The sequence below is a fragment of the Streptococcus danieliae genome, assembly GCF_025447695.1.
Lineage (GTDB): Bacteria > Bacillota > Bacilli > Lactobacillales > Streptococcaceae > Streptococcus > Streptococcus danieliae.
Genome location: NZ_JAOBSU010000077.1, coordinates 1 through 8,206 on the forward strand (window position 1 = coordinate 1; position 8,206 = coordinate 8,206).

The 8,206-nt window shown below is 44.3% G+C and carries 8 protein-coding genes; 5 read left to right on the plus strand and 3 right to left on the minus strand.

Annotation, left to right across the window (positions count from 1 at the left end; all coding sequences use genetic code 11):
* The first annotated feature begins 59 nt into the window (after positions 1-59).
* The 5 genes from N4310_RS06250 to N4310_RS06270 all read left to right on the plus strand — a co-directional run bounded on the left by N4310_RS06250 (position 60) and on the right by N4310_RS06270 (position 5,382).
* Positions 60-950, plus strand: a complete 891-nt coding sequence (locus tag N4310_RS06250) for an LPXTG cell wall anchor domain-containing protein (protein WP_262092505.1) — start codon at positions 60-62, stop codon at positions 948-950.
* A gap of 288 nt (positions 951-1,238) precedes the next feature.
* Positions 1,239-2,153, plus strand: coding sequence for a glycine--tRNA ligase subunit alpha (gene glyQ, locus N4310_RS06255; protein ID WP_160333027.1), 915 nt, complete (start codon positions 1,239-1,241; stop codon positions 2,151-2,153).
* Between the two features lies 1 nt (position 2,154).
* Entirely contained in the window at positions 2,155-4,179 is a 2,025-nt protein-coding gene (gene glyS, locus N4310_RS06260; RefSeq protein WP_262092506.1) for a glycine--tRNA ligase subunit beta, read from the plus strand.
* 8 nt (positions 4,180-4,187) lie between these two features.
* The gene (locus tag N4310_RS06265) at positions 4,188-4,436 is read left to right on the plus strand and encodes a DUF896 family protein (RefSeq protein ID WP_179924214.1); all 249 of its coding nucleotides are present in this window, start codon (positions 4,188-4,190) and stop codon (positions 4,434-4,436) included.
* Positions 4,437-4,539: 103 nt separating this feature from the next.
* On the plus strand, positions 4,540-5,382 hold the full coding sequence (locus N4310_RS06270) for an aldo/keto reductase (RefSeq protein ID WP_160333030.1): 843 nt from the start codon (positions 4,540-4,542) through the stop codon (positions 5,380-5,382).
* A gap of 201 nt (positions 5,383-5,583) precedes the next feature.
* On the opposite strand, the gene N4310_RS06275 is transcribed toward N4310_RS06270, so the two are convergent.
* From N4310_RS06275 to N4310_RS06285, 3 genes are all read right to left on the minus strand, one after another.
* Positions 5,584-6,255 carry a potassium channel family protein gene (locus N4310_RS06275; protein ID WP_160333031.1) on the minus strand — a complete coding sequence of 224 codons (672 nt, stop codon included), beginning with the start codon at positions 6,253-6,255 and terminating at the stop codon, positions 5,584-5,586.
* 11 nt (positions 6,256-6,266) lie between these two features.
* Positions 6,267-7,622: a TrkH family potassium uptake protein gene (locus tag N4310_RS06280; RefSeq protein ID WP_160333032.1), complete on the minus strand. Its 1,356-nt coding sequence runs from the start codon at positions 7,620-7,622 to the stop codon at positions 6,267-6,269.
* Positions 7,623-7,803: 181 nt separating this feature from the next.
* Entirely contained in the window at positions 7,804-8,133 is a 330-nt protein-coding gene (locus N4310_RS06285; protein ID WP_338092447.1) for a tyrosine-type recombinase/integrase, read from the minus strand.
* Positions 8,134-8,206 lie beyond the last annotated feature (73 nt).

The window sequence follows — 8,206 nt, forward strand, 5'->3', positions numbered from 1 at the left end:
ATTTTAATTCTTTAATTTGATCTTGTGTGAATTTCATACTATCTATTATAATTCAGATTTTGATTTTTGTTAAGTATAAGTATGTCTGGGAAGAAACTGTTCATCATGAGAATGAGAAGTATTCAAGTGCTGTTGAAAGGCTTAAACAGTTTGAATTAGTAAGTGCTTCTGAAGAGACAAAGCTTCAAGAACAGTCCTCGATTCTATCAAAGAATAAACAAGAGCTTGAATCTTCACAAAAAGTAATTGGTGATGAATTAAGTAAAACGATCAATCGATTAAATGATTTAACTAAAGGAAATCAAGAAAAACTAAGAAATCTTGAAATTGTAAAAAAAGAACTTGAAAGCAAACTGTCTGAGTTAGTTCCGTTACAAGATATCTTAGCACGGGAAACTGCTATTTACGAAGAGTTAAAAGCGAAAGTGACACAAGCTCAAGAATCGGTGTCAAGAGCTGAGGAAGATTTGAAGAATCTAAATACGCAGCTTGAACAAATGAAGTCTGAATTAAAGTCTCTCCAACAAGCTGATGAAGATTACACTAAAGCGAAATCAAACCTCGAGCTAGTCCAGAAAAAATTAGAAGACGCTCAAGAAAAACTGAAACAGGATTTGTTATTACTCACAGCATTGAAATCAGAGTTGCAACAAAAAAGTTTGTTATTAGATGAATATGAATTAAAAGATGATGCAAAATTAGATGACTTGATTTATATTCCATCTACTAGTAACAAACCTCAAAATAAATCTGTGAATGCTACAAATAAGGTTGAACAACTTGTTATTAGTAAAAAGAGAGATAATAGGGTTACAGGTTTAAAAACTGTAGCTCCTAAGGAGACTCTCCCTCATACTGGGGAAGCAAATTCATATTTAACAGTTGCTGGAATCAGTATGATGGCAACCTTGAGTTTGGTGTCTACTAAAAAACGTAAAAAGTCTAGTTAGGATAATGTCATTAAAATCCTATTGACGTATACGGATTCCTTTTGTTACAATAAATCCTGAAAAGATTGATTATTCTCATCGACTGATAGCGAGTTCGGGGTGGTGGAAGCCGGATAGGAGAGGAATAAGTGGCCCTTTTTACCAGTAGATAAAGAATGAAGGCTTAAACAAGCAAAAATAGGGTGGAACCGCGTTTCGACGCCCCTTGTCTTTAGACAGGGGGATAGAAGGCGGTTCTTTTTGTTCCCTGGAATTGGTTGAGGGAGAACATTTAGAAAGAAGGTCATTATGGCAGAGAAACTTACCTTTCAAGAAATTATTTTAACCTTGCAGCAGTTTTGGAGTGACCAAGGTTGTTTGTTGATGCAGGCTTATGACAATGAAAAAGGAGCCGGAACCATGAGTCCCTATACATTTTTACGGGCTATTGGACCTGAGCCTTGGAATGCTGCTTATGTCGAGCCTTCACGTCGTCCAGCGGATGGACGTTATGGAGAGAATCCTAACCGTCTTTACCAGCACCATCAATTCCAAGTGGTCATGAAGCCAAGTCCAAGTAATATTCAGGAATTATACTTGCAATCCTTGGAAGTCTTGGGAATCAATCCTCTTGAGCATGATATCCGTTTTGTTGAAGACAACTGGGAAAATCCATCAACTGGTTCTGCGGGTCTTGGTTGGGAAGTCTGGTTGGATGGAATGGAAATCACTCAGTTCACCTACTTCCAACAAGTAGGGGGCTTGGCGACCCAACCGGTGACGGCTGAGGTAACCTATGGTTTGGAGCGCTTGGCCTCTTACATTCAAGAAGTGGATTCGGTTTACGATATCGAGTGGACAGCAGGCGTTAAGTATGGTGAAATCTTTAACCAACCTGAATTTGAACATTCAAAATACAGCTTTGAGTTGAGTAATCAGGAGATGTTGCTGGAGAATTTCAACAAGTTTGAAGCAGAAGCGCAAGCTGCGCTGGAAGCGGCTCTGGTTCATCCTGCTTATGACTATGTTTTGAAGTGTTCCCATACCTTTAATCTTTTGGATGCGCGTGGGGCTGTTTCCGTGACAGAGCGGGCTGGCTATATTGCACGTATTCGGAATTTGGCACGGGAAGTTGCCAAGACCTTTGTGGCAGAGCGCAAGCGCCTTGGCTATCCTTTGTTGGATGAAGCCAGCCGCCAAGAATTACTAGCAGAGGAGGACTAAGATGACAAAGACAGTATTGCTTGAACTTGGTTTAGAGGAGATGCCAGCTTACCTTGTAACACGCAGCATGGATCAATTAGGCCAACGTGTTGCAGACTTCTTGAAGCAGCATCGTTTGGATTTTGAAAAAATTGAAACCTTCTCGACGCCCCGACGTCTAGCGGTTCGGGTTAAGGGCTTGGCAGACCGCCAGCAGGACCTGGTCGAAGATTTCAAGGGGCCAAGCAAAAAGATTGCCTTGGATGCAGAAGGCAATTTTACCAAGGCTGCCCAAGGTTTTGTTCGTGGTAAAGGTTTGACAATAGATGCCATTCGTTTTGAAGAAATCAAGGGTGAAGAGTATGTCTATGTAACCAAGGAAGAAAAGGGACAGGTTGCAGAAGAAATCCTGCCTCAGTTGACGGAAACCTTGGAAGCTATGACCTTCCCTGTCAGCATGCACTGGGCTAATTATCGCTTTGAATACATTCGTCCAGTTCACACCCTGACCCTTTTGGTCGATGACAAGCTCTTGGAAGCTCGTTTCTTGAACCTGGAATCAGGTCGTCTCAGTCGTGGTCATCGTTTCTTGGGGCAAGAAGTTAGCTTGGCTTCTGCGGACAGCTATGAGGCTGATCTGCGTCAAGCCTTTGTCATTGCGGATCCAGTTGAGCGGACCCAAATGATTCAGGATCAAATCCGGGACTTGGAAGAGTTACACGGGGTTCGGGTGGAAATTGATCCAGGCCTTTTGAATGAAGTGTTGAACCTGGTTGAGTACCCAACGGCCTTTTTAGGTTCCTTTGATCCCAAATACTTGGACTTGCCAGAAGAAGTTTTGGTGACCTCCATGAAGGCGCACCAACGTTACTTTGTGGTTCGAGACCAGGAAGGCAAACTCTTGCCACATTTTGTCTCTGTTCGGAATGGAAATGCGGATCACATCGCGAATGTTGTGAAAGGAAATGAAAAGGTTTTGGTAGCCCGTCTGGAAGACGGAGAGTTCTTCTGGAAAGAGGACCAGAAATTGGCCATTGAAGACCTGCTTCCAAAATTGACCAAGGTAACCTTCCATGAAAAAATTGGAACCCTTGCTGAACACATGGAGCGGACTGCTCAGATTGCAGCTTACTTGGCAGACCAGGTTGGTTTGAGTCTAGAGGAGCAGGCAGATCTAGCGCGTGCGGCAGCGATTTATAAATTTGACCTCTTGACTGGTATGGTGGGTGAGTTTGATGAATTGCAAGGGATCATGGGGGAGAAATATGCCCTTCTTGCTGGCGAAAAGCCAGCTGTAGCACAGGCGATCCGTGAGCACTACCTGCCAAACTCCAGTGAAGGAGCTCTTCCAGAGAGCCGTGTTGGAGCTGTCTTGGCGGTGGCGGACAAGATGGATACCCTTCTGTCCTTCTTTACAGCTGGTTTGATTCCAAGTGGTTCCAACGACCCTTATGCTCTTCGTCGGGCAACCCAGGGGATTGTCCGGATCTTGGATGCCTTTGGTTGGGATCTGGACTTGCGTGAGCTACAAGATGCCTTCTTCCAAAATCAATGGTATCAACATAAAGAAGAAATTTTGGAATTCTTTAATGCGCGGATTGAAAAAATGATGGATGCATCCATTAACAAAGACATTGTGCGGGCAGTCTTGGCCAATAGTCAATTCAAGGTGTCCTCTCGTCTCTTGGCAGCCAAGGCCCTAGCCCAGGCGGCGCAAGCCGAAGGCTTTAAAGAAGCTGTTGAGAATCTGTCACGGGTCTTTAACCTAGCAGAGAAAGCAGAAGAAGTGGCTATTGATGCCAGTCTATTGGAATCGGATTCCGAGAAGGCTTTGGCGAAGGCAGTCGATGGTCTAAGCTGGTCTGAGGATATGACTGCGAATATGCAGGAGCTCTTTGATCTAGCACCGCTGATTGCTGACTTCTTTGAAAACAATATGGTCATGGCTGAGGATCTTGCCGTTCGTGCCAATCGCCTAGCGCTTTTGGCTCGCTTACGCCAAAAAGCTAGCCGTCTCGCCCACTTTACCTTACTTCAAACTAAATAGGAGAAAAAATGGAAGATTCAAAAATCGAACGCATCAATGAACTGGCCAAGAAGAAAAAAGAGGTTGGTCTAACGGAGGCGGAATTGGAAGAGCAAGCGGCTCTTCGCAAGGAGTACATTCAAGGTTATCGTCGCAGCTTGCAGGCCCATATTGAAGGGATCAAATTGGTTGATGAAAATGGCAATGATGTGACGCCTGAAAAATTGAAACAAATTCAAAAAGAAAAAGGCCTACACGGCCGGGATCAGGAAGATTAATAGATAAAGAACGGCTGGGGAAACCAGTCGTTCTTTATATAAATCTTGGTAATTGGTTGTAGATTTTGCTATAGTGGTTATAGGAAAACAAAGGAGGCCTGAGATGGAAGTCTATACACTCGCAAATGGGATTCAGATCCCTAAGATTGGTTTTGGAACCTGGCAAATTCCGGATGGAGAGTTGGCGGTTCAGTCAGTTTCTTATGCCTTGGAAGCTGGTTATCGTCATATTGATACGGCACAGATTTATGGCAATGAAGCCAGTGTCGGTCGTGCCTTGGCTGACAGTAATTTGGATCGCCAAGAAATCTTTGTAACCACTAAGGTTTGGAATGATAAGAATGGTGTGGAAGACACACGCCAGTCAATCCTAGAATCAATGGACAAACTCGGTGTAGATTATTTAGACCTCGTTTTGATCCACTGGCCAAATCCGGCAGCTAGTCGAGACAGCCTTCCTTGGCAGGAACGCAATGCCTTGGTTTGGAAAGGCTTGGAGTCTCTTTACCAGGAAGGGAAAATCAAGGCTATTGGTGTGTCGAATTTTATGGTACACCACTTGGAGGCTTTATTGGAGAGCGCAGAAGTAACGCCCCAGGTCAACCAGGTTATGCTGGCTCCGGGAACCCCGCAAAAAGAACTGGTTGCCTACTGCCAGGATAAGGGAATCCTGCTAGAAGCCTACAGCCCATTTGGAACAGGAACTTTATTTGAAAATGAAGAAGCTGCTCAGTTGGCGCGTGAAGCAGACTTAACCTTGGCCCAACTAGCCTTGGCTTGGTCCTTGGACAAGGGCTTCCTACCTCTTCCAAAATCAACCAGTCCCGAAAATATCCAGGCTAACTTAGCCATTGAAGGACTGGCGATTGCTCCCCAAGCTATCGAGGTTTTGGATCAACTCCAAGGAGTTAAGGGACAGTTGGATCCAGATAAAGCAGATTTTTAAGCACAGAGGTGAGTCTGGGTGCTTAACAAGGTCAGATTAGTATTAATACTCAAAGAAAATCGAAAATAGTCTAGGAAACGAGCCGCAGACAGTACTAGACGTACGGCAAGGCGAGTTGACAACGAATAGTTTTGATTTTCAAAGAGTATAAAAGGAGTAAGACAAGAACTAAGGGTAGTTCTGTCCCACTCCTTTTTTACCTTAGAGTAGATTGATAACTTTTTCAAAGTTATCCACAATCTGGCTTTCGGTTACGGCCATCAACAACTCCCCTTCTTTAAAGATGTAGTTGGGGGTGAGGTGGATGTTGAGCTCGCTATTGCGGTGTTCACGGAAGCCGATGATATTTAGTTGGAAGTGTTTGCGCAATTCCAGTTGGGCCAAGGATTTTCCAATCCAGCGTTTGGGAGGATAAAATTCAATGATGGAGACATCCCGATCTAATTGAATAATGTCGGTTGTTTCCCGGTGGAGGATGTGTTTGGCTAGGGAGACGCCGGTCTCCCGTTCGGGTGAGATGACACGGTCGGCCCCGATTTTTTCAAGGACTTGGCGGGTCGTTTTGCTTTTGACCTTGGCAATTACTTTTTCAACGCCCAGTGTTTTGCAGTGCATCACAGCCAAGACACTGGACTCCAAGTGCTGGCCGGTTGCTACAACAACTGTATCGCAGGTATCAATTCCGGCTGCTTGGAGGAGGTCGAAGTCGGTGAAGTCGCCAACAACTCCGTGAGTTAGCATAGGTTCAACGTGGTTAATGGCATCTTCATGGTCATCCACGGCGATAATATCACAATCAAATTTACTGAGGGTATTGACAATGCTGCGTCCAAAGACCCCTAGGCCTAGAACGCCAATAGTTGGTTTTGGCATGCTAATCCTTTCTAGCCAACTAAGAGATTGGCTTTGGCATATTTCAGAGTTGATTTTCGACTAGGTTTTCGATCGGCAAAGGAAATTAAGAGAGTTAGGGGGCCAATCCGGCCCATAAACATAAGGAGCATGATGATGGTTAAACAGGCCTGATTCAGGGTCGGAGTTAGATTGGCACTGACACCGACGGTGGAAAGGGCTGAGACAGCCTCCATCATGATATAGAGAAAACGGTGACTATCGCCGTCAAAGTAGGACAGGAGGGCGAGACTGGACATGAGGGAAACAAAGTAGACCATGAGAATGGTGAAGGACTTTTGGACCGTCTTTGGAGAGACTGTCCGTTTCCACAAGTTCACATGCGGTAGACCGAGAATCTCAGCCCTGGCATAGGCCAAGAGGACCAGGAAGGTGGTCACCTTAAGACCGCCAGCAGTTCCGCCTGGAGCGCCACCGATAAACATCTGGTGAGCTAGGAAAATAATGCTGGCTGGTCGCATTTGGGTGAAGTCCACTGTCGAAAAACCAGCGGTTCGTACGGTTACACTTTGGAAGAAGGCGACTAAAAAGCTGTCCCAGAAATTTAAGGTTCCCAAGGTAGCAGGGTTGTGGTATTCGCTAATCAGGGTGGAAATGGTCCCGAAGGCCAACAAGAAAGCGGAGGCCCCTAGAACAATTTTTGTATGGAAGCGGAGGCGTTTCAGCGGGTGTTTTTCCAGTAAATTGGTTTGCAGATCAAACCAGACAGAGAATCCTAAACCGCCGGTGATGATGAGAAAGGAGATGGTCAGAATGACCAGCGGATCGGTCTGATATTGAATCAGGCTAGAGCGTCCCAAGTTATCGAAGCCTGCATTGCAAAATGCTGAGATAGCCAGAAAGACCGAAGTGAACAGACCTTCAGTCCAGCCTAGCAAGGGAACAAAGCGAAAACTTAAGAGGAGAGCACCAATTCCTTCCAAGAGGAAGGTGATGAGAAATACCGATTTTACAAAACTTTTTAAGGACCGAGGTTGGGTGTAACTCGTGCTTTCTTGAATGGCAGCTCGGTTGGAAAAGCTTAGCTTTTGTTGGAATTGTAAATAAAAAATACCAATAAAACTAATGAAACCGAGACCGCCAATCTGAATAAGTAGCATGGCGATGATTTGGCCCCAGATGCTGTAGGTTTCAGAAAGGGGTACTACCGATAGCCCGGTTACACAGACCATGGAAACGGCCATAAAGAGATGATCAAAATACGTCGCTAAAGATGTCGGAGTCTGGGAAATGGGCAGGCTCAAGGCAAGTGATCCAAGAAAACTCACCAGGGCAAAGCTCATAAAGATTCGCCGCGCTGGAGGTTGGCTGGTTAAAAAACGATACATAGACTCGATAATCCTTTTGAAATGATGTGTTTATTCTACCATATTTTTGTAATGCTGCAGCAAGGAAAGTGAGGGAAGGGGATGGTGTTTTTTGAAAAAGGTGGGGCTTTGGGGTATAAAATAATGGTGATTAGCCAAATGTCCCTAAAACACTGTATTTTCAATCATCTATAACTGTTGATTAAGTAGAAGGGGGCACAGAGGGGGCAAAAATATCATTTAATTTCTCGATTAGGTCATCACTCATACTTTTTGTAACATGGCTATAAATTTCTATAGTTACTTTTGAATCACTATGTCCGACCCTGTCCATGATGAGTGGGATAGGAGTGCCAAGTTCTACTAAAAGAGAGATATGAGAGTGTCTAAAGAAGTGGCTGGTGATTCGTTTGTTTAATCCAGCTCTCTTACTGCTTCGTGATAAAAAATCATTAAAAAGATCCAATTTTATCGGATCGGGATTTCCGAAAATGAATTGACTGGAGATTCCGCGTACTACATTTTCTTTTATCCCAAATTATTCATACCTCAAACAACTCCGTGTAAATAGCTAAAAAATCATCAGAAATTGCCAAAAAACAATG